We start from the raw sequence: 23,274 nt of genomic DNA, 5'->3' as shown, positions 1-23,274 counted from the left end.
CGGCTGCCACCACCAGCCAATGACATCACCAGGAGCACACCACATGACTGCAGTTCAGATCTGCGCACTCATCACCTTTATCACCTTGGCTGGATTACTAGTCTGGGCCGGCTACTTCATGGGGCACAGCGACGGCATGTCCGCCGGCAGGAAAGAAAGCGACGATATCCTGCGCGCCGAAAGTGCCAAGACCATCCGCGAGCTAAGAGCCTCCCTCGACTTCATCAAAGCCGACCACGCCCACTTGGCGCAATTCAGCAAACGCCTCCAGCAAGCATTGACGCTCGGTGAACCCGAACGCCAGACGCTGCTCGACATCGCTGAAAAGCTCCGCATTGCCACCGAGACATTCGCAGCATTCCGCACAGGGAAAAAACTTGAGCGCGAAACCCGCGCCTTGCGCGATCAAGCGCTCGCCATCGCAGCCCTGTTGGAGCGGGCAAATCAGGAGAACGCCGCATGAGCCAGATCTGCCCTCAATCGAACACCCACCGCAACACGGCTCACGCCCCTTCCGAGGCTGATGAACCAACGCGCACTCGAACCTCGGAGGAAAGCGGCATGCAAAAGGACCAGCACAACACCCAATCCACGACCGCTTTGCTCCGCAAGAAAACCAGCGTCGACACACTAGAAACAAACAGCCTCTGCTGCGCAGCAGCAGGCATTATTGCTTCTTCCAGCAGCACCACCGAGGCGCTTATACCCCACGAAAAGCTGCGCGAGGCAGCCACACCCAATGCAACGCTAATCGCTCAAAATCGCCCGCCCGCGCAGCCTGCTGTGGGGTATACGCACCCTGACAGCAACTCCGAAAGCCCATCACAAGCAGCCGTCGACGAGACGCAGATCGATGAGCGCGCCGAGTTCGAGAAAGAGTTCCCAGTCCCCGAAGACCTGCATTACTGCGCCCAGCGAGACACGTACATCACCGCACCTGGTGCGAAGACATCCGATTCGTTCGCCCGTGAGCATTACGCGTACCGGACCGGCTTCGCCGCATGGAATCGCAGAGCGTGGAAACACGACACACTCGTTGGCCAGCATGCTCAAGGAGTCAACCCGTGATCGAACATGCATTCCAACACTTCCACATGTGCAGCGGTCACGGAAGTTGTACCAATCCAACTCTGACTACTCAGAAACACCCGTCCGGGCTGCTTGGTGAAAACTATGCCCACATTGAGGATGCTGCTGAGTCATCGCTGCCCATCTATCACTTGGACAAGATTCCCGAAGACAAGATGGCCGAGTTGGTCGGCACAACCCGCCGGGCGCTGCAGGGAAAACGCGCCAGAGGTGTCATCCCCAAAGGTGTCTGGAACACCATCGATAGCCGCATTTACTACAGCCTAAGGAGATACGAAGCATGGCTCGAGAGCCAATGGGATTGCCCACCGGAGTTGAATTTGCTGGACAGTCCATCCGCATTCGCTTCACCTGGAACGGGCAACGCCGTTGCGAAACCCTCCCCTATCCCCAAACGCCGAAGGGGATTAAGGCTGCCGCCGACTTACGCTCTAACGTAACCAGCCTGATCAAGCATGGAGTGCTGGATGATCAGCGCTATGCCGAACTGTTCCCCAACTCCACCTATGCCAACTACTCGGCGACTCCCCGTTTCGGGGAGTACGCCCAGGAGTGGCTCAACAGTCGCGAGATCGTGGCCGGAACACGCAAGAACTACCTCGGCTCGCTCAATCTGTACTGGATGCCGTATCTGGCAATGCTGCCCATCGACAGCATCACGTCGGTGATGCTGCGCAAAGTGGTAGCGAACACTGAATGGCCGACGCCGGGCGTGAAGCGCGCGGCGATCCAGCGTCTGACCACGGTGTTCGGTACCGCAGTGAAAGACGGCCTGATCAACCGTAACCCGGTTGAGTCCATCGAGCTGCCGGTAAAAGCCAAAAAGCCAATCGATCCGTTCACGGTCGGCGAGGCTGACCAAATAATCGACCACTTATATAAGACGCTGACTCATTCGATGCGGATCTACGCGGCGTACTTCGAGTTCGCCTTCTACACCGGCATGCGCCCCAGCGAGATCGCGGCGCTACGCTGGGAAGAGGTCGATAAGGAAAAGCGATTGGTCAACGTGTGTCGGATCGTCGCGGACTACAAGATCGAGGAGCGCACCAAAACCCGGAACGTGCGCCAGGTCATGCTCAATAGCCGAGCGCTTCACGCCCTTGAGCAGGCCGAGCTGGAGGCGCAACAACGCACTCTGCAGAGCCGTCGCAAACGCGCCGAATCGCCTTATGTATTCCCGCCAACCAAGAACTTCGAGTTCATTCAACAATCCAGTGTGACCGACAAACACTTCCAGGCTGCACTGACCGAATTGGGGATTCGCGCCCGCCGGCAATACAACTGCCGACATACTTACGCTACCATGTGTCTCATGGCGGGTATGAACCCTGCGTTTATTGCCACTCAGCTCGGTCATAGCGTTCAGATGTTGCTATCGACCTACGCCCGATGGATCAACTCCAGCACCGACTGGGGTGAACTCGGAAAGCTCGAAAACAGCTTGATTGGTACAAAATTGGTACAGACAGAAACAGTACCCCTCTGAAACCCTTATGGAATCAGCCTCTGTGACACTGGAACAGAACTACACCGCGATTCTCGGCCAACTGGGCGAGGACGTGTCCCGCGAGGGCCTGCTCGACACGCCAAAGCGTGCCGCCAAAGCCATGCAGTACCTCTGCCGTGGTTATGAACAGACGCTCGAAGAGGTCACCAACGGTGCCCTGTTCAGCTCCGACAACAGCGAAATGGTGCTGGTCAAGGACATCGAGTTGTACTCGCTGTGCGAACACCACCTGCTGCCGTTCATCGGCAAGGCCCACGTCGCGTACATCCCGAGCGGCAAAGTGCTGGGCCTGTCGAAGGTTGCGCGCATTGTCGACATGTATGCCCGTCGCCTGCAGATCCAGGAAAACCTCAGCCGCCAGATCGCCGATGCGGTGCAGCAAGTCACCGGCGCGCTGGGCGTGGCCGTGGTGATCGAGGCCAAGCACATGTGCATGATGATGCGCGGTGTCGAGAAGCAGAATTCGTCGATGATCACCTCGGTGATGCTCGGTGAGTTCCGCGAAAACGCGGCGACCCGCAGTGAGTTCCTCAGCCTGATCAAGTAATCGGCTGCAGAAAAAACCGGCGTTGATCGCCGGTTTTTTTTCGCCCGTGAAAAATCGGGTAAGCTGCGCGCCTTTCTCAATTTGCACCGTGAGGCTTCAACGTGTTCGTAAAAGCGCTTCGTGTCGGCCTGGGCCAACTGATCATCTTTATCGACTTCATCACTCGTCCCGGCAAGAAACAGCGCCCGGCCGAAACTCAGGCCCAGGTCAATGCCGCCGCGAAAGGCCTGACCCTGTATCAGTTCCACGCCTGCCCTTTCTGCGTGAAAACCCGCCGCACCCTGCGTCGCCTGAACGTGCCGGTAGCGCTCAAGGATGCGAAGAACAATGAACAGGATCGCCAGACGCTGCTGGACCAGGGCGGCAAGATCAAGGTGCCGTGCCTGCGCATCGAAGAGAATGGGCAGACGACGTGGATGTATGAGTCGAAGGTGATCATTGATTATCTGGACAAGCGTTTCGCAGCTGTCTGATGTTTATTTGTCGTGCTGACTGACGTCTTCGCGAGCAAGCCCGCTCCCACAGTGGGAATGCATTCCAAATTGTGGGAGGGGGCTTGCTCGCGAAGAGGCCCTCTCAGCCAACACAAATCCCAGACAAAAATAAACCGGCCCATGAGCCGGTTTATTTTTTCAGGCTGCTTTATCTGATTGCGCCTGCCGCACCACCGCCGCCAATCGCTTGAGCCCTTCGTCCAGTCGCGCTGGATCGATATGGCTGAAATTCAATCGCAGATGCCCCAGGTTCTTATCGGGATCGGGAAAGAACGGCTCACCTGGCATAAACGCCACGTCATTGGCCAGCGCCTCATTGAGCAAGGTGCGGGTGTCCAGCGGTTGCTTCAAAGTCAGCCAGAAAAACAGCCCGCCCTGCGGCGTATTCCAGTTCGCCAGATCGGAGAAATGCGTTTGCAGTGCTGATTCAAACGCATCGCGCCGCTCTCGGTAAAAACCGCGCAGCTCGCTCAGATGCTGCTGATATTTTTCCGTGCCGATCCATTGCAGCGCCTGCCACTGGCCGATGCGGTTGGTGTGCAGATCCGCCGACTGCTTGAGCTTGAGCAGATGCGGGAACAGGTCCGGGCTGGCGATCAGGTAGCCGACACGCAAACCCGGCAGCAGGGTTTTTGACACGGTGCCGGTGTAGATCCAACTGGCCTTTTTCAGGCGCCCGGCAATCGGTTTGGCACTGCCGCCGTCGAAAGTCAGTTCGCGGTACGGCTCGTCTTCGATCAGGGTCACGCCGAACTCATCCAGCAGCGCGGCAACGGCGGCGCGCTTGGCTTCGCTGTAGCGCACGGCAGAGGGATTCTGGAATGTCGGGATCAGGTAGATGAACGCCGGACGATGCTTCTCAAGACAGCTGCGCAGTTGGGCCAGATTCGGGCCATCGGCCTCTTGCGGCACGGTCAGGCAGTCGGCACCGAACAGCTGGAAGATCTGCAACGCGGCCAGGTAGGTGGGCGCTTCCAGCAGAATTTCGGTGCCTTTGTCGATGTACAACTTGGCCGCCAGATCCAGCGTTTGCTGGGAACCGCTGACCACCAGCACCTGGCTCGCCTTGCAGTCCAGACCAAGCGCCCTCGCCTCTGCGGCCAGTGCTTCACGCAGCGCCGGCTCGCCTTCGCTCATGCCGTATTGGCCGAGGGACAACGGCATGTCGGCCCATTCGACTTTCGGCAGCATCGCTTCGGCCGGCAGACCACCGGCAAACGACATCACCTCCGGGCGCTGGGCGGCGGCGAGGATTTCACGGATCAGAGAACTTTTAAGGCGCGAGACACGTTCGGAAAAAGCCATGGGAGTCACCGGTAGCGAGGCCTGGGAAAAATGAGTCAAACTGGTTGACTGAAACTACGACAGCTTGAGCGAGTACGTCAACATGCTTGACCTTAAAAACCCCGCCAGCCAGCAACAGGCGATGGAAGCGTTTTTCTTCGGCTATCAGGCGTTCACCGCCAAGGCCGATGAAATGCTGGAGCGCCGCGGCCTGTCCCGGGTACATCAGCGGATCGTGTTTTTCATCGCGCGGTACCCGAGTTTGAGTGTGAAGGAGTTGCTGGGATTGCTCGGCGTGAGCAAACAGGCGTTGAACATGCCGTTGCGCCAGTTGCAGGAGATGCACCTGGTGGACAGCGTCGCGTCAGAGGCGGACAAGCGTAAGCGCCTGCTGGAACTGACCGCCGAGGGTGCGAAGTTCGAGCAGGCGTTGCGCCGCGAGCAGGTGAAGTTGCTTGAACGGGTGTTTGCCGAGGCTGGAGAGGCGGCGGTGAATGGGTGGTTGGCGGTGAATATGGCGTTGGGCGACAGCCAGGCACATCTCGATTGATCAGACTGGCCTCTTCGGGAGCAAGCCCCCTCCCACAGGGTTCTGCTGAGTACCCATGATCCGGGTTCACCGGAGATCCACTGTGGGAGGGGCTTGCTCCCGAAAGTACCGGAACGGGCGATATATCCCTATCGCCTGACCTTTCGTAAACAAAACCAAAAACAATATTTGCTTTATTTGTACACAAAAGCATAATCCACAGCGTGCGAGTTCCTGACCGCATGGTCAACAAATTCGCGTATGCCTCAAAGGGCTGCTGCCACCCCTCATGGGTCCGGCCCTGGAAATAACAATAAAACTCTTGAGGAGTACTCGCTGTGGAAAGCCGCAAATCCGAAGCATCGACGCTGGAACTCTCGCCGCCACTACGCAGTGGCGTGCTGGAGCGCATCTTTAAACTCAGCTTGCATGGCACCACGGTGAAGACCGAGCTGATTGCCGGTCTGACAACCTTCATCACCATGGCCTACATCATCTTCGTCAACCCGAACATCATGGCCGATGCCGGGATCGATCACGGTGCAGCCTTCGTCGCCACGTGTATCGCCGCGGCATTGGGCTGCCTGTTGATGGGCCTGTACGCCAACTGGCCGGTAGGTCTGGCGCCCGGCATGGGCCTCAACGCCTTCTTCACTTACACCGTGGTCGGCACCATGGGCTACAACTGGGAAACCGCGCTCGGTGCGGTGTTCGTCTCCGGTGTGCTGTTCATGATCCTGACCTTCTCACGGATTCGCGAGTGGCTGCTGAACAGCATTCCGGTCAGCCTGCGCTTTGCGATGGGCGCCGGTGTCGGTCTGTTCCTCGGACTGATCGGCCTGAAGACGGCGGGCATCGTGGTCGACAGCCCGGCCACTCTGATCAAGCTCGGCTCCCTGCGTGAACCCGGCCCGCTGCTGGCGGCGATCTGCTTCCTGATGATCGCGATCCTCAGCTACCACAAAGTGTTCGGCGCGATCCTCATCAGCATCATCACCGTGACCCTCGCCGGTTGGGGCCTGGGCATCGTGCACTACTCAGGCATCATGTCGACCCCGCCAAGCCTGGCACCGACCTTCATGGCGATGAACGTCGCGGGCGTGTTCAACGTCAGCATGATCAGCGTGGTCCTGGCCTTCCTCTTTGTGCATATGTTCGACACCGCCGGCACCCTGATGGGCGTCGCCCAGCGCGCCAATCTGGTCAACGCTGACGGCCGTATCGAAAACCTCTCGCGCGCCATGAAAGCCGACAGTGCTTCCAGCGTCTTCGGTGCCGTGGTTGGCGTTCCTCCTGTCACCAGCTACGTGGAAAGTGCCGCCGGTGTAGCCGCTGGTGGTCGGACTGGTCTTACCGCAGTCACCGTAGGTGTGCTATTTATAGCCGCGATGTTTTTCGCACCGCTGGCCGGCATGATTCCCGCTTACGCCACCGCCGGTGCACTGATCTACGTTGCGATGCTGATGATGGGCGGCATGGCCCACATCGAGTGGGACGAAGCCACTGACGCCATTCCGGCGATCGTCACCGCGATCATGATGCCGCTGACCTTCTCGGTCGCCGACGGCATCGCGCTGGGCTTCATCACCTACGTGGCGTTGAAGGCCGGTACCGGCAAGTACAAGGAAATTTCCGTCAGCCTGTGGGTGCTCTGCGCGATCTTCATCGCCAAGTTCATCTTCTTGTAAGCGTCACGCGGTTCAAGCGTCAAAACAGCCTCACCCTCGCGGGTGGGGCTTTTGCACATTCTTGAGTACAACAAAAAAAGGAGGAAAGTGATGAGTCTGGAAACCTGGCTGCTGTTCAGCGGCGCTGCATTGGTGGTGATCCTGATCCCGGGGCCGCTGTCGCTGCTGATGATCAGCAACAGCCTGAACTACGGTTTGCGCCGTTCGTACCCGGCGTTTCTCGGCGGCGTGATCGCCTCGATCTGCCTGCTCAGTGCTTCAGCACTGGGGCTTGGCGCCCTGCTGCTGGCGTCGGAGCAGTTGTTCAGCGCCTTGAAGATCGTCGGCGCGCTGTACCTGTTCTACCTCGCCTGGCAGAGCTGGCAGCAATCGCGCCAGCCAGCCGTGGGCGCTGAAGTGCCGCAAGCGGCGCCGGTACCGCGCTTTCGCACCTTGTTCGGGCGCGCGTTTGTATTGGGCGCGAGCAACCCGAAAGACATTCTGTTCTTCGCCGCGTTTCTGCCGCAGTTCCTCAGTGCACAACAGCCGTTCCTGCCGCAGTTGCTGATCATGATCGCCACCTGGGTGGTGCTCGATCTGTGCTGCAAACTGGCTTACGGGCTGGGTGCACACGGCGCGGCGCGCTATCTGCGCAGCGGCAAGGGGCAAAGCTGGTTCAACCGGGTGAGTGCCGGGTTGTTCAGTGGCGCGGGTGCGGCTTCACTTTTGAGCCGCTAAGAGCAAAAAGCTTCGCGAGCAAGTCCGCTCGCACTGGATGTCGTTATTCCAGAGCGGGAGCGGGCTTGCTCGCGAAGGCGTCAGATCAGGCATCACTTTTCCAAAGGCGAAAAAAAGCCCGCAGTGTGAGCGGGCGAAAGACCAAAGAAGCTATATGCGCAGTCGCTTCCCGGTGGGGGCAGCTGCTTGGGGGTCAGCTGCCCCGGTAGGTGGAATAGCTGTAAGGCGAAATCAGCAGTGGCACGTGGTAGTGATCCTGCTCGGCGGAGATGCCGAAGCGCAGCACCACCACGTCCAGAAACGCCGGTTCCGGCAACTGCACGCCACGGGCGCGGTAATAATCGCCGGCGTGGAACTGCACCTGATAAACCCCGGTGCGGTAGTCATCGCCTTGCAGCAGCGGCGCATCGACCCGGCCATCGCTGTTGGTTATCGCACTGGCGACCAATTCCAGGTGCGAACCTTCAACGCGGTACAGCTCGACCTTGATCGAGCTGCCCGGGCAACCGTGTGCAGCGTCCAAAACGTGTGTTGTCAAACGTCCCATTGATTCTGCGCGCCTGCCTGCGTGGAGCAGTCAGACTTCGCGCCTCCCGAAGTCAGGTAAAAAGGAGACCGCACCGATTCGGAGCACGAAAAGCTGCGGCGAGCGACTGATTAAGACACTTTTCAAAAAAATTGTACACAATAAAAACGACATTTTTCACCTCACCCCCGCCATTCGGGCGTTTACCCCTGATCTGCCCCTCAAGTGCCTATCTATTGAACCTCCCATCCATTAGCTGACTGGTCAGGCAGGTTTCTTGCAGGCTCACGCCATTAACAGCAAAAGATGACAGTCGGTGAAAAATGCGAAAATTCAGGCTTACAAATTGAGAATAAAGTTGTATACAATCAGCCCATCGCTGTGACGCCAGCCTGCCAGGCCGCCACACACATCTGTCAACGAATAAGAAGGAAGACTGCAGTGAGCGCTGACTACCCACGCGACCTGATCGGTTACGGCAGTAACCCTCCTCACCCACACTGGCCGGGCAATGCCCGCATCGCCCTGTCGTTCGTACTCAACTACGAAGAAGGCGGCGAGCGCAACATTCTGCACGGCGATAAAGAATCCGAAGCCTTCCTGTCCGAGATGGTTGCCGCCCAGCCGCTGCAAGGCGCGCGCAACATGAGCATGGAATCGCTTTACGAGTATGGCAGTCGTGCCGGCGTCTGGCGGATCCTGAAACTGTTCAAGGAATTCGACATTCCGCTGACTGTCTTCGCCGTCGCCATGGCCGCCCAGCGCCACCCGGATGTGATCCGCGCGATGGTCGAGGCCGGTCACGAGATCTGCAGTCACGGCTACCGCTGGATCGACTACCAGTACATGGACGAAGCGCAGGAACGCGAGCACATGCTCGAAGCGATCCGCATCCTCACCGAACTCACCGGCGAGCGCCCATTGGGCTGGTACACCGGCCGCACCGGGCCGAACACCCGCCGCCTGGTGATGGAAGAAGGCGGTTTCCTCTACGACTGCGACACCTACGACGACGACCTGCCCTACTGGGAACCGAACAACACGACCGGCAAGCCGCACCTGGTGATCCCGTACACCCTCGACACCAACGACATGCGTTTCACGCAAGTGCAGGGTTTCAACAAGGGCGACGACTTCTTCGAATACCTCAAAGACGCGTTCGACGTGCTCTACGCCGAAGGTGGCGAAGCGCCGAAGATGCTCTCGATCGGTCTGCACTGCCGCCTGATCGGCCGTCCGGGTCGTCTGGCTTCGCTCAAACGCTTCATCGAATACGCCAAAAGTCATGAACAGGTGTGGTTCAGCCGCCGCGTCGACATCGCGCGCCACTGGCACGAAACCCACCCGTACCAAGGGGCCGCCAAATGAGCCGCTTTCAAACCCTGCAACCGTCGACCCTGAGCCGCGACGCTTTCGTCAAAGCCTTCGCCGACATCTACGAACATTCGCCATGGGTGGCCGAGAAGGCCTATGACCTGGGCGCGGACGCTTCGATCGACGAGATCGAAACCCTGCACCAGCGCATGAGCGACATCCTGTTGAGCGCCGATCACACCAGCCAGCTGGCCCTGATCAACGCTCACCCGGACCTGGCCGGCAAAGCTGCCGTCCAGGGCCAGTTGACCGAAGCCAGCACCAATGAACAGGCTGGCGCCGGTATTCACCAATGCACGGCCGAAGAGTTCCAGCGCTTCACCGAGCTGAACGACGCCTACAAGGCCAAGTTCAAGTTTCCCTTCATCATGGCGGTAAAAGGCAGCAACCGGCATCAGATCCTCGCGGCGTTCGAAACGCGCATTCACAACCCGGTCGACACCGAATTCAAATGCGCGCTGGCGGAGATCAACAAGATCGCCCTGTTCCGTTTACTGACTCTTTAGCGAAGCCTGACCCGAGTGCATCAGACGCGGAGAGCACCCAGGGTCTTGCAAGCATCCCCAGCCACTTATTTAAAGGCAGACAAGAAGAATGAAAGCTTACGCCGTACCTTTCGAGAAGTTCGTCAACCTGGCCGATGCCCGTCTGGGCACCAAAATCATCTCGGTCACCGATGACTGGTTCGCAGACGCCAATCGTCTGTTTCAGCCGACTCCGGCCGTGTGGAAGGAGGGTGTGTTCGACGACAACGGCAAGTGGATGGACGGCTGGGAATCGCGCCGCAAGCGCTTTGAAGGCTTCGACAGCGCGGTGATCCGTCTGGGCGTACCGGGCTCGATCAAAGGCGTGGACATCGACACTTCATTCTTCACCGGCAACTTCCCGCCATCGGCCTCGCTGGAAGCGTGCTTCCTGGCCTCGGGCGAGCCGGACGAAAACACCCAGTGGACTGAAGTACTGTCGGCCGTCGAGCTGCAGGGCAACAGCCACCACTACCACGAAATCAGCAACGACCAAGCGTTCAGCCACCTGCGCTTCAACATCTACCCGGACGGCGGCGTGGCCCGTCTGCGCGTGTACGGCATTCCGTTCCGCGACTGGTCGGCGGTTGGCGACAACGAGCAAGTCGATCTGGCAGCAGCCCTCAACGGTGGCCGCGCCCTCGCCTGCTCCGATGAACACTTCGGCCGCATGAGCAACATCCTCAACCCGGGCCGTGGCATCAACATGGGCGACGGTTGGGAAACTGCACGTCGTCGTACTCCGGGCAATGACTGGGTGATCGTCGCGCTGGGCCATCCGGGCGAGATCGAAAAAATCGTCGTCGACACCCTGCACTTCAAAGGCAACTACCCGGACACCTGCTCGATCCAGGGCGCGTTCGTCAAGGGCGGCACTGACAGCCAAATCGAAACCCAGTCGCTGTTCTGGCGTGAACTGCTGCCGAGCCAGAAGCTGGAAATGCACGCCGAGCACACCTTCGTCGAGCAGATCAAGGCGCTGGGCCCGATCACCCACATCCGCCTGAACGTGTTCCCGGACGGTGGTGTAAGTCGCCTGCGCGTACTGGGCAAGGTCGCTAAATAAGCGTTGAACCCATTCGCGAGCAGGCTCGCTCCCACAGGGGATTGCATTCCAAATGTGGGAGCGAGCCTGCTCGCGATAGCAATAGAACAGTCAACAACGAATTCGGATAAGAAGAACAGCATGCGCACATTGACGATTGAACCGCTGACCAAAGAAGCCTTCGCCCCTTTCGGTGACGTGATCGAAACCGACGGCAGCGATCACTTCATGATCAACAACGGTTCGACCATGCGCTTCCACAAACTGGCGACGGTCGAAACCGCTACGCCTGAGGACAACGCGATCATCAGCATCTTCCGCGCCGACGCGCAGGACATGCCGCTGACCGTGTGCATGCTGGAACGCCATCCACTGGGCAGCCAGGCTTTCATTCCGCTGCTCGGCAACCCCTTTCTGATCGTGGTCGCGCCACTTGGCGATGAACCTGTATCAGGCTTGGTCCGCGCCTTCGTCACCAACGGCAGGCAGGGCATCAATTACCATCGCGGCGTCTGGCACCACCCGGTGCTGACGATCGAAAAGCGGGATGACTTCCTGGTGGTTGATCGCAGTGGCACAGGCAATAACTGCGATGAGCATTTTTTCAAAGAGGATGAGCGTTTGATCCTCGCCCCCCACCAATAAGAGAAGGTCTGATCACTCGACAACAAGAGTGACAGGCGAGAGGTAAAGACTGTGGAAGCACATCTGTTGGAATGGCTGAACCTGAGCGTGCGCTGGGTTCACATGATCACTGGCGTGGCCTGGATCGGCGCGTCGTTCTACTTCGTCTGGCTGGAGAACAACCTCAACCGCGTCAACCCGAAAACCGGTCTTGCCGGTGATCTGTGGGCGATCCACGGCGGCGGTATCTATCACCTCGAAAAATACAAACTGGCCCCACCGTCGATGCCGGAGAACCTGCACTGGTTCAAATGGGAAGCCTACTTCACCTGGATGTCGGGGATCGCGCTGCTGTGCGTGGTGTTCTACTCCAATCCAACGCTCTACCTGCTGGCTCCGGGCAGCACACTGAGCGGTCCTGAAGGCGTGGCCATCGGTATCGGCTCGCTGTTCCTGGGCTGGTTCATCTACTCCTTCCTGTGCGACTCGGCCCTGGGCAAACGCCCTGCTCTGCTGGGTTTCATTCTGTTCGTGCTGATCATTGGCGCGGCGTATGGCTTCAGCAAGGTGTTCAGCGGTCGTGGTGCGTACCTGCACGTCGGCGCGATCATCGGCACCATCATGGTCGGCAACGTGTTCCGCATCATCATGCCGGCGCAACGTGCACTGGTCGCGGCCATCGCCGAGAACCGCACGCCGGACCCGGCGCTGCCAGCCAAGGGCCTGCTGCGTTCGCGTCACAACAACTACTTCACCCTGCCGGTGCTGTTCATCATGATCAGCAACCACTTCCCGAGCACTTATGGCAGCCAGTACAACTGGCTGATCCTGGCCGGGATCGCGGTGTTGGCAGTGTTGGTGCGTCACTACTTCAACACCCGTCACGACAGCCACAAGTTTGCCTGGACCCTGCCAGTGGCAGCGGTGGGCATGATCACCCTGGCGTACGTCACCGGCCCTGCGCCGATGCCGACCGCGCCGGACGTGGCCAAGGCGCCAGCCAAAATCGAGTACCAACCGCTGCCGGAAACGGCACTGGGCGGAGGCGCGAAACCGGCTGAAGCGGCGGCACCTGCAGCGCCAGCAGCAGCCCCTGCTGCGGCACCGGCGCAAGCGTCCAACGCAGGCCCTGCGTTCGACAAGGTGCACAACGTGATCCAGGAACGCTGCGCGGTCTGCCATTCGGCCAAACCGACCAGCCCGTTGTTCAGCGCGGCGCCCGCCGGTGTGATGTTCGACACCCCCGAGCAGATCCGTCAGAACGCGGCGCGGATCCAGGCGCAAGCCATCACCACGCAGATCATGCCACTGGGCAACATCACACAGATGACCCAGCAGGAACGTGACCTGATCGGTGCATGGATCGCGCAGGGAGCCCAGACCAACTAAGCAACAAAGCTTCGCGAGCAGGCTCGCTCCCACAGAGATCGCGCATTACCTGTGGGAGCGAGCCTGCTCGCGAATCGCCTTGACGCGGTTTACCTGATGCAAAGAAACAGCTGTGAGCAACCCGGCAGCTGTTCAATCACAAGAATAAAAAGATCCGAGGTGTTGCATGTCCGAGCTGTCCAAAGCGCGCATCCCCGACGCACCCGCCATTCAGCGTTTGCCCCTTTTGCAACTGATCCTGGTCGGTTTGCAACATGTTCTGCTGATGTACGGTGGTGCCATCGCGGTGCCGCTGATCATTGGACAGGCCGCTGGCCTGAGTCGTGAAGAAATTGCCTTCCTGATCAACGCCGACCTGCTGGTCGCCGGTGTCGCCACCATCGTCCAGTCGCTCGGGATCGGCCCCATGGGCATCCGCATGCCGGTGATGATGGGCGCCAGTTTTGCCGCGGTCGGCAGCATGGTCGCCATGGCCGGCATGCCTGGTATCGGTCTGCAGGGGATCTTCGGTGCAACGATCGCCGCCGGGTTCTTCGGCATGCTCATCGCGCCGTTCATGTCCAAGGTCGTACGCTTCTTCCCGCCTCTGGTGACCGGCACGGTCATCACCTCGATCGGTTTATCGCTGTTCCCCGTGGCCGTTAACTGGGCCGGTGGCGGTGCTGGTGCCGCACAGTTCGGGTCACCGATTTATCTGGCCATCGCCGCCCTGGTGCTGGCGACCATTCTGCTGATCCACCGCTTCATGCGCGGTTTCTGGGTCAATATTTCCGTACTGATCGGCATGTGCATCGGCTACGTGCTGTGCGGCGCGATCGGCATGGTCGATCTGAGCGGCATGGCCAACGCGCCATGGATTCAGTTCGTCACCCCGCTGCACTTCGGCATGCCGAAATTCGAGCTCGCGCCGATCCTGTCGATGTGCCTGGTGGTGGTGATCATTTTCGTCGAGTCCACCGGGATGTTCCTCGCACTGGGCAAGATCACCGGCCAGGAAGTCTGCCCACGCATGCTGCGTCGCGGCCTGCTGTGCGATGCCGGCGCCTCGTTCGTTGCCGGTTTCTTCAACACCTTCACCCACTCCTCGTTCGCGCAGAACATCGGTCTGGTGCAGATGACCGGCGTGCGCTGCCGCTCGGTGACCATCGTTGCCGGTGGGCTGCTGATCGTCCTGAGCCTGCTGCCGAAAGCCGCGTTCCTGGTGGCGTCGATTCCACCGGCAGTGTTGGGCGGTGCGGCGATTGCGATGTTCGGCATGGTCGCGGCCACCGGGATCAAGATCTTGCAAGAGGCCGACATAGGTGACCGGCGTAATCAACTGCTGGTGGCGGTGAGCATCGGCATGGGCCTGATCCCGGTGGTGCGTCCGGAGTTTTTCGCCCACCTGCCATTGTGGATGAGCCCGATCACCCACAGCGGCATCGCCATGGCCACGCTCAGCGCACTGACGCTGAACCTGTTGTTCAACATTCTTGGCGGCGCCGAACGCGCGGCCATCAACGACTGCCACGCACACCAGCACTAACAAGAGAAAAATCCCCTTGTGGGAGCGGGCTTGCTCGCGAAAGCGGTATGTCATTCACCATTTGTAGCGATTGACACGCCCCCTTCGCGAGCAAGCCCGCTCCCACAGGGGTCAGCAACACCCTGCCTCAACAATAAAAACAAGAGGGAGCAACAGATGATTCGCACGCAAACCAACGTTCTGTTGAGTGGCGGCCTGCTGGCCGCGAGTCAGGCCATGGCCGGCGATTTATTGCTTTGGCAGACCAACAGCCTCAGCTACCTGTACGGCAAGAACTTCGCGATCAACCCGTCGATCCAGCAGACGGTGACGTTCGAGCACGCCGACAAGTGGAAGTACGGCGACAACTTCCTGTTCGTCGACAAGATCTTCTACAACGGTCAGGAAGACCGCAACAAAGGCCCGCACACCTTCTACGGCGAATTCACCCCACGCTTCTCGTTCGGCAAGATCTTCGACCAGAAAATCGAGTTCGGCCCGATCAAGGACGTGCTGCTGGCCATGACCTACGAGTACGGCGAAGGTGACAGCGAGGCTTACCTGATCGGCCCCGGCTTCGACCTCAAGGTGCCCGGCTTCAACTACGTGACCCTGAACATCTTCCGCCGCCAGACCGAAGGCCCGCGCCCCGGTGACGGCGTGTGGCAGATCACGCCGGGCTGGTCGTACAGCGTTCCCCTGGGCAATTCCGATGTGCTGATCGATGGCTATCTCGATTGGGTCGTCGACAACGACGAGAACTCGCGCGGCACCTACCACGCCAACCTGCACATCAACCCGCAGATCAAATACGACTTGGGCAAAGCCTTGGGCTGGCGCCAGAAGCAGCTGTATGTCGGCACCGAATACAGCTACTGGAAGAACAAATACGGGGTCGAAAGCAGCCACAACCTCGACACCAATCAGAACACCGCCAGCCTGCTGGTGAAGGTGCACTTTTAAGATGGCCCGCAACCGTGCCCCATACCTGTCGTCGGTGCTCTGTTGCGGGGCACTTGAGACCTGGCCGAGGAGTCAGTATTCTCCGCGGCCTCTTGAATTCGGTCTAAAAAAAAGCCCGAATTTAATTCCTGACCAACGGGCCAACTTATCCCGGCCCAGGTCAGTACCGAGGCATCCCGAAAACACGCTCAATCGACTGTTTTGCAGCAGCCGAACGGGCGTTTTTTTGCTTTTCGAAAGCCTTGGCTCAGCTCTTGCTAACAGCACTAAAGCTGACCGGTCGGATGACTTTTGCAGCAACGAAAAAAGGCGCCACACCAGAGCGCCGATCTTAAAAAAATAAACGTGGAACACCTACTTTGGGAGCAACCGAATGAAACGTATGTGCACCAGCCTGATGCTCGCGGGATCGATGTTGGCCGGCGGCGAGGCCATGGCCGACGGCCTGCTGCAATGGCAGAACAACAGCCTGACCTACTTGTACGGTAAAGACTTCAAGGTCAACCCGGCGATCCAGCAGACTGTCACCTTCGAGCACGCCGATGCGTGGAAGTATGGGGACAACTTCCTGTTCATCGACAAGATCTTCTACAACGGCAAGCCTGACTACAACGTCGGCAACAACACCTATTACGGTGAGTTCCAGCCACGCATCTCGCTGGGCAAGGTGCTGGATCAGAAGATCGAATTCGGCCCGATCAAAGACGTGCTGCTGGCGATGACTTACGAGTTCGGTGAAGGCGACGTCGAGTCGTACCTGATCGGTCCAGGCTTCGACCTGGCGATCCCGGGTTTCGACTACTTCCAGTTGAACTTCTACCAGCGCCACACCGACAGTTCGCGCCCGGGTGACAACGTCTGGCAGATCACGCCAGTGTGGTCCTACACCATCCCGGTCGGCAGCTCGAACGTGCTGATCGACGGTTACATGGACTGGGTCGTCGACAACGACGTCAACAGCAAAGGCGAATACCACGCCAACCTGCACTTCAACCCACAGGTCAAATACGACTTGGGCAAGGCCCTGCATTTCGGCGAGAAGCAGCTGTACGTCGGTGTTGAATACGACTACTGGAAAGACAAGTACGGGATCGAAGACTCCCGTGGCTTCACGACCAATCAGAACGTGACCAGCTTCCTGGTGAAGTTCCACTTCTGATGCTGTAGGTGGCGTCTGCAAGGACGCCTTCGCGAGCAGGCTCGCTCCCACATTGGATCTGTGTCGTGCACACAACCCATGTGGGAGCGAGCCTGCTCGCGAATGGCCTCCCACAAATCTCAGGCCGGAACCACCGCCTCGGTGATCCCCAAAAACCGGCACAGCTCCTCACGCTTGGCCAGTGCATCGCGCCGCCCCAAGTCGATCAGCTCGCTGCAATACCCCGCCTCGAACAGCAAGTAACTCAACACCCCTGCCCCGCTCGTTTTAGTCGCCCCCGGCCCGCGCAAGAACAGCCGCAACGCCGCCGGCAGTTCCTGGCGATGCCGCGCCGCGATCTCGTCGATCGGCTGACTCGGCGCAATCACCAGCACCTCCACCGGTGCCACCCCCAACTCGCGCGTCGGTACGCCCTCGGGCATCAGGTGACTGAACTGGTTCAGGCGCTGCAGCAACTCGATGTCGCTCTCCAGGCTGTCAATGAACGTGCTGTTGAGCATGTGCCCGCCGATCTGTGCCAGGGTTGGTTGCTGACCGGTATAGGCGCGCTCCAGCGGCTGCTGTGGATCGAAGCCGCGCGGGTTGCCGCTGACCCCCACCACCAGCACCCGGCTCGCGCCCAGATGCAGCGCCGGGCTGATCGGCGCCGATTGCCGTACCGCGCCGTCACCGAAATATTCCTCGCCGATTTTCACCGGCGCAAACAGCAACGGGATCGCCGAACTGGCGAGCAGGTGGTCCACCGACAATTGCGCCGGCACGCCGATCCGCCGATGGCGCAGCCACGCATCGATCTTGCCGCCGCCCTGATAGAAGGTCACCGCCTGCCCCGACTCGTAGCCGAACGCGGTCACTGCCACCGCATGCAATTGCTTGCGCGCGATGGACTCGGCGATGCCGGGCAGGTGCAGTTTTTCATTGAGCAGGTCGCGCAGCGGCGAACTGTTGAGCAGCGCCACCGGCAGGTGCCGGCCCATGCCCAGCAGGCTGTGACTGACAAAACGGCTGGCCTGGCGAATCACCCCGGGCCAGTCGCTGCGCAACACCCGATGACTGCGAAAGCCCTGCCAGAACAGCGTCAGGCGTTCGATGGCGGCGCGAAAATCACTGGCACCACTGGCTAGGCTGACCGCATTGATCGCCCCGGCCGAAGTGCCGACGATCACTGGAAACGGATTGTCCGCGCCCAGCGGCAACAACTCGGCAATCGCCGCCAGCACCCCCACCTGATACGCCGCCCGAGCCCCGCCGCCGGAAAGAATCAAACCTGTGACCGGTTCAGCTGGGCTCATCGCAACGCTCCATGGTGCCTAAAGGGATGGGTCGATCAACTACGCCGTTTGGCGTACAACTTCGGCTCGCCCGGTGGACGGCTCTTGAAGCGTCGATGCGCCCACAAGTATTGCTCAGGGCAGGCGCGCAGCGCACTTTCCACCCACTGGTTGATGCGCAGGCAGTCGGCCTCTTCGGTCTCGCCCGGGAAATCTTCCAGCGGCGGATGGATCACCAACCGGTAACCGCTGCCGTCCGCCAGCCGCTCCTGAGTGAACGGTACGACCAGCGCCTTGCCCAAACGGGCGAACTTGGTGGTCGCGGTCACTGTCGCTGCCTGAATGCCGAACAGCGGCACGAAGATGCTTTGCTTGGCGCCGTAGTCCTGATCCGGTGCGTACCAGATCGCCCGGCCCGCGCGCAGCAGCTTGAGCATGCCGCGCACGTCGTCACGCTCCACCGCCAGCGAGTCGAGGTTGTGCCGCTCGCGGCCACGACGCTGAACGAAGTCGAACAAGGCATTCTTGTGCTCGCGGTACATGCCGTCGATGGTGTGTTGCTGGCCGAGCAGCGCCGCGCCGATTTCCAGCGTGGTGAAGTGCGCGGCCATGAGGATCACACCCTTGCCTTCGCGCTGGGCCTTTTGCAGATGCTCCAGCCCTTCGACATGCGCCAGTTTCGCCAGGCGCTCACGGGACCACCACCAGCTCATCGCCATTTCAAAGAAGGCGATGCCGGTGGAGGCAAAGTTTTCCTTGAGCAGGCGTTTGCGCTCGGCGGCGGATTTCTCCGGGAAGCACAGCTCAAGGTTGCGCTTGGCGATGCGCCGCCGGTCGCCGGCCACGCGATACATCAACGCGCCCAGGGCATGACCGATCGTCAGTAACACCGGATACGGCAACTGCACGACCAGCCACAACAGCCCCAGACCGCACCAGAGCGGCCAGAAGCGGGGGGAAAGATAGGCTTTTCGAAAACGCGGGCGATCCATTAAAGCTTCCGTAAATACAGTGGCCGCGCATTCTACATCGTTCGACCCGGCTTGCGGCTCGCGGGCGTTCTCGTTATAAGTCTCGGCACTTTTAGTGACAAGCCGTTGTATGCCGATATGAGCCAAAACGAATCGCCAGACCAAGATCCCGTGTTCCAGTTGAAGGGCAGCATGCTGGCCATTACGGTGCTGGAGTTGTCCCGCAACGACCTCGACAGCCTTGATCGGCAACTGGCCGCCAAAGTCGCCCAGGCCCCGAACTTCTTCAGCAATGCACCGCTGGTCCTGGCACTGGACAAACTGCCGCCTGGCGAAGGCGCGGTCGACCTGCCCGGGCTGATGCGCGTGTGCCGCCAGCATGGCCTGCGCACCCTGGCGATCCGCGCCAGCCGTATCGAAGACATCGCCGCCGCCATCGCCATCGACATCCCGGTGCTGCCGCCGTCCGGTGCCCGTGAGCGACCGCTGGAAGCCCCGGAACCGGAAGTCAAAAAGAAACCGGAAAAGCCGCCAGAGCCGACCATCAAACCGACCCGTGTCATCACCACGCCAGTACGTGGTGGCCAACAGATATACGCCCAGGGTGGCGATTTGGTAGTGGTTTCCTCGGTCAGTCCGGGGGCGGAACTTCTGGCCGATGGCAACATCCATGTATACGGCCCGATGCGCGGTCGTGCACTGGCTGGCGTCAAGGGCGACACCAAGGCCCGGATTTTCTGTCAGCAATTGAGCGCTGAACTGATCTCCATCGCCGGGCATTACAAGGTTTCCGAGGATTTGCGTCGCGATCCGCTGTGGGGCTCCGGCGTACAGGTCAGCCTGTCGGCCGACGTGTTGAACATCATTCGGCTTTAACGGATACTGCCGCATTTTCCAAGCATCTCTAAAACGTAGCGAAAACGGCTCAAACGAAGTAGGAAAAAGGATCAAGGCGCGTTTGCCCCCGGCAACTGCGACTTGCGCCGAATTCCAGCCAAGGCTGTCCGACTGCAGTAGTTTTCAAGAGATGTTTTTCAGGGGCTAAAAAGTCCTTCTTCCTTAGGGGTGAAACACCTTGGCCAAGATTCTCGTGGTTACATCCGGCAAGGGTGGTGTGGGTAAGACCACCACCAGCGCCGCTATCGGTACCGGCCTCGCTCTGCGCGGCCACAAAACAGTGATCGTCGACTTCGACGTGGGCCTGCGTAACCTCGACCTGATCATGGGTTGCGAGCGTCGCGTGGTGTATGACTTCGTCAACGTGGTCAACGGCGAAGCCAACCTGCAACAGGCTCTGATCAAAGACAAGCGCCTGGAAAACCTCTACGTACTGGCCGCCAGCCAGACCCGCGACAAAGACGCGCTGACCCAGGAAGGCGTGGAAAAAGTCCTGATGCAGTTGAAGGAAGACTTCGACTTCGTGGTCTGCGACTCCCCGGCGGGCATCGAGAAAGGTGCGCACCTGGCCATGTATTTCGCCGACGAAGCGATCATCGTGACCAACCCTGAAGTGTCCTCGGTACGTGACTCCGACCGCATGCTGGGCCTGCTGGCCAGCAAATCGCGTCGTGCCGAACTCGGCGAAGAGCCGATCAAGGAACACCTGCTGCTGACCCGTTACAACCCACAGCGCGTCAGCGATGGCGAAATGCTCGGCGTCGAAGACGTGAAAGAAATTCTGGCAGTGACCCTGCTGGGCGTCATCCCTGAGTCGCAGGCGGTCCTGAAAGCTTCCAACTCGGGCGTTCCAGTGATTCTCGACGACCAGAGCGACGCCGGTCAGGCGTACAGCGATGCAGTTGATCGTCTGCTGGGCAAAGAAAAAGAACATCGTTTCCTCGATGTTACGAAGAAGGGATTCTTCGAGCGCCTGTTTGGAGGTAGGTAATGAACCTTTTTGACTTCTTTCGTGCCAACAAAAAGCCAAGTACCGCCTCGGTAGCGAAAGAGCGTCTACAGATCATCGTGGCGCATGAGCGCGGCCAGCGCAGCACGCCGGATTACCTGCCAGCCTTGCAGAAGGAACTGGTCGACGTGATCCGCAAGTACGTCAACATCGGCAACGACGACGTACATGTTGCACTGGAAAGCCAGGGCAGTTGCTCGATTCTGGAACTCAACATCACCCTGCCCGATCGCTGAGTCGATCCGGCAGGAACGACGGCGGCTCAGGGCCATTCCCAATGCGGAATGGCCCTGAGCCGCCGTTGGCATTTGTTACGAGGCTGTTTTAATGCCGTTGTCCAACATCCGCATCATCCACCAGGACGCCGCCGTGCTGGTGGTCGACAAACCGACGCTGTTGCTTTCGGTGCCCGGTCGCGCCGACGACAACAAGGATTGCCTGATCACCCGCCTGCAGGAAAACGGCTACCCGGAAGCGCGCATCGTCCATCGCCTGGACTGGGAAACCTCCGGCATCATTCTGCTGGCCCGTGACGCCGACACCCATCGCGAGCTGTCGCGGCAGTTTCACGACCGCGAAACAGAGAAAGCCTACACCGCTCTGGCCTGGGGTCAGCCGGAACTGGACAGCGGCAGCATCGACCTGCCCCTGCGCTACGACCCGCCGACCAAGCCGCGGCATGTGGTTGACCACGAGTTCGGCAAGCATGCGCTGACCTTCTGGCGCGTACTGGAACGTTGCGGCGACTGGTGCCGCGTCGAACTGACGCCGATCACCGGGCGCTCACACCAGTTACGCGTGCACATGTTGTCCATCGGCCACCCGCTGCTGGGCGACGGGCTCTACGCCCACGAACAGGCCCTGGCCGCCTGGCCACGCCTGTGCCTGCACGCGAGCATGCTGAGCTTCACCCACCCGCAAACCGGCGAGCGCCTGCGCTTCGAATGCCCGGCACCGTTTTAAGTGCTGCCTGAGTGGCAGCGCTGTTTTCAGACAAGGATTTTGTTTTCGGATGAGTTGTATTGATTCCCTGGTAACCCCCCTCAAGAAAGTTCGTCATCAACTGCTTTACCTGATTTACGGCAATCAGGATGTGTACCGGCGCGAAGCCAAGTTCAGCATTCTGACCGCGTTGTCCCAAGCCAAAAACGGCGAGCGTCCGGCCATCCGCATCCTCACCGACCGCCCCGACGACTACGCCGGCTGGCCGGTCGACACGGTGTTGCTGGACGCAGCGACCCAGACCCGCTGGCAAGGCACCCACGGCTATCACCACCGACGCAAGGCCTGCGCGATTGCGGCCGGCATGCAGTGGGCGGAAAAAACCCTGTTCGTCGATACCGACACTTTGTTCACCCGCCACCCGAGCCAGCTGTTCAAATTCATCGAGCCGAGCTGCTCGGTGATGGATCGCTTCGAGTACGACTGGAAAGACGTACACCTGCGCGCTGACTATCAAAAACTGGGGCGCGACCTGCGCAGCCACGGCGTGACTCCGGACAACGGCTTCAAGCTCTACAACAGTGGTTTGTGCGGCGTGACCGACAGCGATTCGGCGCTGTTCGAAGAGTCGATCCGCCTGATCGATGAATGGACACTCGGCGGCTTCGAAATCCATACCATCGAGCAGATCGCCCTGTCGTACGCCATGCGCGGGCGTCAGGTGATGGAAGCGCGCAAACACGTCTACCACTATTTCGCCGAAAAACGTTTCTTCCACGCGATGCAGACGTACTTCTTCTCCCAGCATGGCGAGCAGTTCAGCCAGCGCCTGGTGGACCTGTGCACCGATGTGCCACGGGGCAAACCGTTTCCATCGGCGTTTCAGCGCCTGAAAATCAAGTGGAAGCTGCGCAATCAGAGCGGCACGTTGCGCAAGGTCGGTCGCGATCTGCTGTACGGCAGCGCTGCGCCCGAGGATCCGTATTACAGCGCCTGCCGACACGAATGGTGGGAATGTGCCTCGCGGGAGATTCTGCGCTGGGATGAAAGCCGTCAGAAAAAACTGCTGAGCCAGAACCCCTGGCCGCAACAACTGCCGCGCCCGGATAAACCGGAAGACGAAAAAGTCATCATGAACTACCTGAAAAAACGCGTGACCGCCGCCCGCTGATCCACATCCTTCCCTGTGGGAGCAAGCCTGCTAGTGAAGGCGTCGTG

At 59.7% G+C, this 23,274-nt stretch carries 25 protein-coding genes; 21 read left to right on the top strand and 4 right to left on the bottom strand.

The window, feature by feature from the left end; all coding sequences use genetic code 11:
* The first annotated feature begins 43 nt into the window (after window positions 1-43).
* From AC0J41_RS06905 to AC0J41_RS06885, 5 genes are all read left to right on the top strand, one after another.
* On the top strand, window positions 44-463 hold the full coding sequence (locus AC0J41_RS06905) for a hypothetical protein (RefSeq protein WP_473014949.1): 420 nt from the start codon (window positions 44-46) through the stop codon (window positions 461-463).
* Window positions 460-1,068 (top strand): hypothetical protein, encoded by a 609-nt coding sequence (locus AC0J41_RS06900; RefSeq protein ID WP_473014948.1) that lies wholly within the window; start codon window positions 460-462, stop codon window positions 1,066-1,068. The genes AC0J41_RS06905 and AC0J41_RS06900 overlap by 4 nt, the downstream gene beginning before the upstream one ends.
* 301 nt (window positions 1,069-1,369) lie before the next feature.
* The gene (locus tag AC0J41_RS06895; protein WP_473014946.1) at window positions 1,370-2,578 is read left to right on the top strand and encodes a tyrosine-type recombinase/integrase; all 1,209 of its coding nucleotides are present in this window, start codon (window positions 1,370-1,372) and stop codon (window positions 2,576-2,578) included.
* A 22-nt stretch (window positions 2,579-2,600) separates the two neighbouring features.
* Window positions 2,601-3,146 (top strand): GTP cyclohydrolase I FolE, encoded by a 546-nt coding sequence (gene folE / locus AC0J41_RS06890; RefSeq protein WP_010456659.1) that lies wholly within the window; start codon window positions 2,601-2,603, stop codon window positions 3,144-3,146.
* Window positions 3,147-3,247: 101 nt separating this feature from the next.
* Window positions 3,248-3,619, top strand: a complete 372-nt coding sequence (locus AC0J41_RS06885; RefSeq protein ID WP_025113361.1) for a glutathione S-transferase N-terminal domain-containing protein — start codon at window positions 3,248-3,250, stop codon at window positions 3,617-3,619.
* Window positions 3,620-3,778: 159 nt separating this feature from the next.
* On the opposite strand, the gene AC0J41_RS06880 is transcribed toward AC0J41_RS06885, so the two are convergent.
* Window positions 3,779-4,945: an aminotransferase-like domain-containing protein gene (locus AC0J41_RS06880; RefSeq protein ID WP_473014945.1), complete on the bottom strand. Its 1,167-nt coding sequence runs from the start codon at window positions 4,943-4,945 to the stop codon at window positions 3,779-3,781.
* Between the two features lie 82 nt (window positions 4,946-5,027).
* Here AC0J41_RS06880 and AC0J41_RS06875 point away from each other — a divergent pair, with 82 nt between their 5' ends.
* From AC0J41_RS06875 to AC0J41_RS06865, 3 genes are all read left to right on the top strand, one after another.
* Window positions 5,028-5,474, top strand: a complete 447-nt coding sequence (locus AC0J41_RS06875; protein WP_025113363.1) for a MarR family winged helix-turn-helix transcriptional regulator — start codon at window positions 5,028-5,030, stop codon at window positions 5,472-5,474.
* A gap of 317 nt (window positions 5,475-5,791) precedes the next feature.
* The gene (locus AC0J41_RS06870; RefSeq protein WP_025113364.1) at window positions 5,792-7,141 is read left to right on the top strand and encodes an NCS2 family permease; all 1,350 of its coding nucleotides are present in this window, start codon (window positions 5,792-5,794) and stop codon (window positions 7,139-7,141) included.
* Window positions 7,142-7,231: 90 nt separating this feature from the next.
* The gene (locus tag AC0J41_RS06865) at window positions 7,232-7,858 is read left to right on the top strand and encodes a LysE family translocator (protein WP_003223174.1); all 627 of its coding nucleotides are present in this window, start codon (window positions 7,232-7,234) and stop codon (window positions 7,856-7,858) included.
* Window positions 7,859-8,051: 193 nt separating this feature from the next.
* Here AC0J41_RS06865 and uraH read toward each other — a convergent pair whose 3' ends face one another.
* Complete coding sequence (gene uraH, locus AC0J41_RS06860; RefSeq protein ID WP_003223171.1) at window positions 8,052-8,405, bottom strand: hydroxyisourate hydrolase; 354 nt, start codon at window positions 8,403-8,405, stop codon at window positions 8,052-8,054.
* A gap of 420 nt (window positions 8,406-8,825) precedes the next feature.
* Here uraH and puuE point away from each other — a divergent pair, with 420 nt between their 5' ends.
* The 8 genes from puuE (at window position 8,826) to AC0J41_RS06820 (ending at window position 16,966) form a co-directional block, all read left to right on the top strand.
* Window positions 8,826-9,752: an allantoinase PuuE gene (puuE, locus tag AC0J41_RS06855; protein WP_473014944.1), complete on the top strand. Its 927-nt coding sequence runs from the start codon at window positions 8,826-8,828 to the stop codon at window positions 9,750-9,752.
* Window positions 9,749-10,264 carry a 2-oxo-4-hydroxy-4-carboxy-5-ureidoimidazoline decarboxylase gene (gene uraD, locus AC0J41_RS06850; protein WP_473014943.1) on the top strand — a complete coding sequence of 172 codons (516 nt, stop codon included), beginning with the start codon at window positions 9,749-9,751 and terminating at the stop codon, window positions 10,262-10,264. The genes puuE and uraD overlap by 4 nt, the downstream gene beginning before the upstream one ends.
* 88 nt (window positions 10,265-10,352) lie before the next feature.
* Entirely contained in the window at window positions 10,353-11,348 is a 996-nt protein-coding gene (gene alc / locus AC0J41_RS06845; protein ID WP_007913974.1) for an allantoicase, read from the top strand.
* A 120-nt stretch (window positions 11,349-11,468) separates the two neighbouring features.
* Window positions 11,469-11,972, top strand: a complete 504-nt coding sequence (locus AC0J41_RS06840) for an ureidoglycolate lyase (RefSeq protein WP_008005655.1) — start codon at window positions 11,469-11,471, stop codon at window positions 11,970-11,972.
* A gap of 51 nt (window positions 11,973-12,023) precedes the next feature.
* Window positions 12,024-13,340: a urate hydroxylase PuuD gene (locus AC0J41_RS06835; protein WP_025113367.1), complete on the top strand. Its 1,317-nt coding sequence runs from the start codon at window positions 12,024-12,026 to the stop codon at window positions 13,338-13,340.
* A gap of 166 nt (window positions 13,341-13,506) precedes the next feature.
* Entirely contained in the window at window positions 13,507-14,865 is a 1,359-nt protein-coding gene (locus AC0J41_RS06830) for a nucleobase:cation symporter-2 family protein (RefSeq protein ID WP_025113368.1), read from the top strand.
* Between the two features lie 156 nt (window positions 14,866-15,021).
* On the top strand, window positions 15,022-15,807 hold the full coding sequence (locus AC0J41_RS06825) for an outer membrane protein OmpK (protein WP_473014942.1): 786 nt from the start codon (window positions 15,022-15,024) through the stop codon (window positions 15,805-15,807).
* Window positions 15,808-16,180: 373 nt separating this feature from the next.
* Entirely contained in the window at window positions 16,181-16,966 is a 786-nt protein-coding gene (locus tag AC0J41_RS06820; RefSeq protein ID WP_025113370.1) for an outer membrane protein OmpK, read from the top strand.
* A gap of 119 nt (window positions 16,967-17,085) precedes the next feature.
* Here the strand turns inward: AC0J41_RS06820 and AC0J41_RS06815 are convergent, their stop codons facing one another.
* Both AC0J41_RS06815 and AC0J41_RS06810 read right to left on the bottom strand, forming a co-directional pair.
* A complete protein-coding gene (locus tag AC0J41_RS06815) occupies window positions 17,086-18,258 on the bottom strand; it encodes a patatin-like phospholipase family protein (RefSeq protein WP_473014941.1) in 1,173 nt (390 codons plus the stop codon).
* Window positions 18,259-18,293: 35 nt separating this feature from the next.
* Window positions 18,294-19,229 carry a lipid A biosynthesis lauroyl acyltransferase gene (locus tag AC0J41_RS06810; protein ID WP_473014940.1) on the bottom strand — a complete coding sequence of 312 codons (936 nt, stop codon included), beginning with the start codon at window positions 19,227-19,229 and terminating at the stop codon, window positions 18,294-18,296.
* Window positions 19,230-19,346: 117 nt separating this feature from the next.
* On the opposite strand from AC0J41_RS06810, the gene minC reads away from it, so the two are divergent.
* From minC to AC0J41_RS06785, 5 genes are all read left to right on the top strand, one after another.
* Window positions 19,347-20,084 carry a septum site-determining protein MinC gene (gene minC, locus AC0J41_RS06805; protein WP_025113373.1) on the top strand — a complete coding sequence of 246 codons (738 nt, stop codon included), beginning with the start codon at window positions 19,347-19,349 and terminating at the stop codon, window positions 20,082-20,084.
* Between the two features lie 199 nt (window positions 20,085-20,283).
* On the top strand, window positions 20,284-21,096 hold the full coding sequence (gene minD, locus AC0J41_RS06800; protein ID WP_007960626.1) for a septum site-determining protein MinD: 813 nt from the start codon (window positions 20,284-20,286) through the stop codon (window positions 21,094-21,096).
* Window positions 21,096-21,350 (top strand): cell division topological specificity factor MinE, encoded by a 255-nt coding sequence (gene minE / locus AC0J41_RS06795; RefSeq protein ID WP_003223146.1) that lies wholly within the window; start codon window positions 21,096-21,098, stop codon window positions 21,348-21,350. Before minD ends, minE begins: the two co-directional genes overlap by 1 nt.
* A 91-nt stretch (window positions 21,351-21,441) precedes the next feature.
* Window positions 21,442-22,077, top strand: a complete 636-nt coding sequence (locus AC0J41_RS06790) for an RluA family pseudouridine synthase (RefSeq protein WP_007960625.1) — start codon at window positions 21,442-21,444, stop codon at window positions 22,075-22,077.
* A 49-nt stretch (window positions 22,078-22,126) separates the two neighbouring features.
* The gene (locus AC0J41_RS06785; protein WP_473014937.1) at window positions 22,127-23,227 is read left to right on the top strand and encodes a hypothetical protein; all 1,101 of its coding nucleotides are present in this window, start codon (window positions 22,127-22,129) and stop codon (window positions 23,225-23,227) included.
* Window positions 23,228-23,274: the final 47 nt, after the last annotated feature.

The sequence above is a fragment of the Pseudomonas sp. Arb-4-2C genome (assembly GCF_055755015.1).
Note: the sequence above shows the minus strand (reverse complement) of the source record. Positions and strands in the feature narration are given on the sequence as shown.

Bases quoted from the DNA above. Each gene is read 5' to 3' on its own strand.
- AC0J41_RS06905 (WP_473014949.1), top strand. From the start codon at position 44: ATGACTGCAGTTCAGATCTGCGCACTCATCACCTTTATCACCTTGGCT.
- AC0J41_RS06830 (WP_025113368.1), top strand. From the start codon at position 13,507: ATGTCCGAGCTGTCCAAAGCGCGCATCCCCGACGCACCCGCCATTCAG.
- alc (WP_007913974.1), top strand. From the start codon at position 10,353: ATGAAAGCTTACGCCGTACCTTTCGAGAAGTTCGTCAACCTGGCCGAT.
- AC0J41_RS06875 (WP_025113363.1), top strand. From the start codon at position 5,028: ATGCTTGACCTTAAAAACCCCGCCAGCCAGCAACAGGCGATGGAAGCG.
- AC0J41_RS06895 (WP_473014946.1), top strand. From the start codon at position 1,370: ATGGCTCGAGAGCCAATGGGATTGCCCACCGGAGTTGAATTTGCTGGA.
- AC0J41_RS06900 (WP_473014948.1), top strand. From the start codon at position 460: ATGAGCCAGATCTGCCCTCAATCGAACACCCACCGCAACACGGCTCAC.
- AC0J41_RS06880 (WP_473014945.1), bottom strand. From the start codon at position 4,945: ATGGCTTTTTCCGAACGTGTCTCGCGCCTTAAAAGTTCTCTGATCCGT.
- AC0J41_RS06815 (WP_473014941.1), bottom strand. From the start codon at position 18,258: ATGAGCCCAGCTGAACCGGTCACAGGTTTGATTCTTTCCGGCGGCGGG.
- AC0J41_RS06810 (WP_473014940.1), bottom strand. From the start codon at position 19,229: ATGGATCGCCCGCGTTTTCGAAAAGCCTATCTTTCCCCCCGCTTCTGG.
- AC0J41_RS06825 (WP_473014942.1), top strand. From the start codon at position 15,022: ATGATTCGCACGCAAACCAACGTTCTGTTGAGTGGCGGCCTGCTGGCC.
- AC0J41_RS06820 (WP_025113370.1), top strand. From the start codon at position 16,181: ATGAAACGTATGTGCACCAGCCTGATGCTCGCGGGATCGATGTTGGCC.
- uraH (WP_003223171.1), bottom strand. From the start codon at position 8,405: ATGGGACGTTTGACAACACACGTTTTGGACGCTGCACACGGTTGCCCG.
- AC0J41_RS06840 (WP_008005655.1), top strand. From the start codon at position 11,469: ATGCGCACATTGACGATTGAACCGCTGACCAAAGAAGCCTTCGCCCCT.
- AC0J41_RS06790 (WP_007960625.1), top strand. From the start codon at position 21,442: ATGCCGTTGTCCAACATCCGCATCATCCACCAGGACGCCGCCGTGCTG.
- minE (WP_003223146.1), top strand. From the start codon at position 21,096: ATGAACCTTTTTGACTTCTTTCGTGCCAACAAAAAGCCAAGTACCGCC.
- AC0J41_RS06865 (WP_003223174.1), top strand. From the start codon at position 7,232: ATGAGTCTGGAAACCTGGCTGCTGTTCAGCGGCGCTGCATTGGTGGTG.
- minC (WP_025113373.1), top strand. From the start codon at position 19,347: ATGAGCCAAAACGAATCGCCAGACCAAGATCCCGTGTTCCAGTTGAAG.
- AC0J41_RS06785 (WP_473014937.1), top strand. From the start codon at position 22,127: ATGAGTTGTATTGATTCCCTGGTAACCCCCCTCAAGAAAGTTCGTCAT.
- uraD (WP_473014943.1), top strand. From the start codon at position 9,749: ATGAGCCGCTTTCAAACCCTGCAACCGTCGACCCTGAGCCGCGACGCT.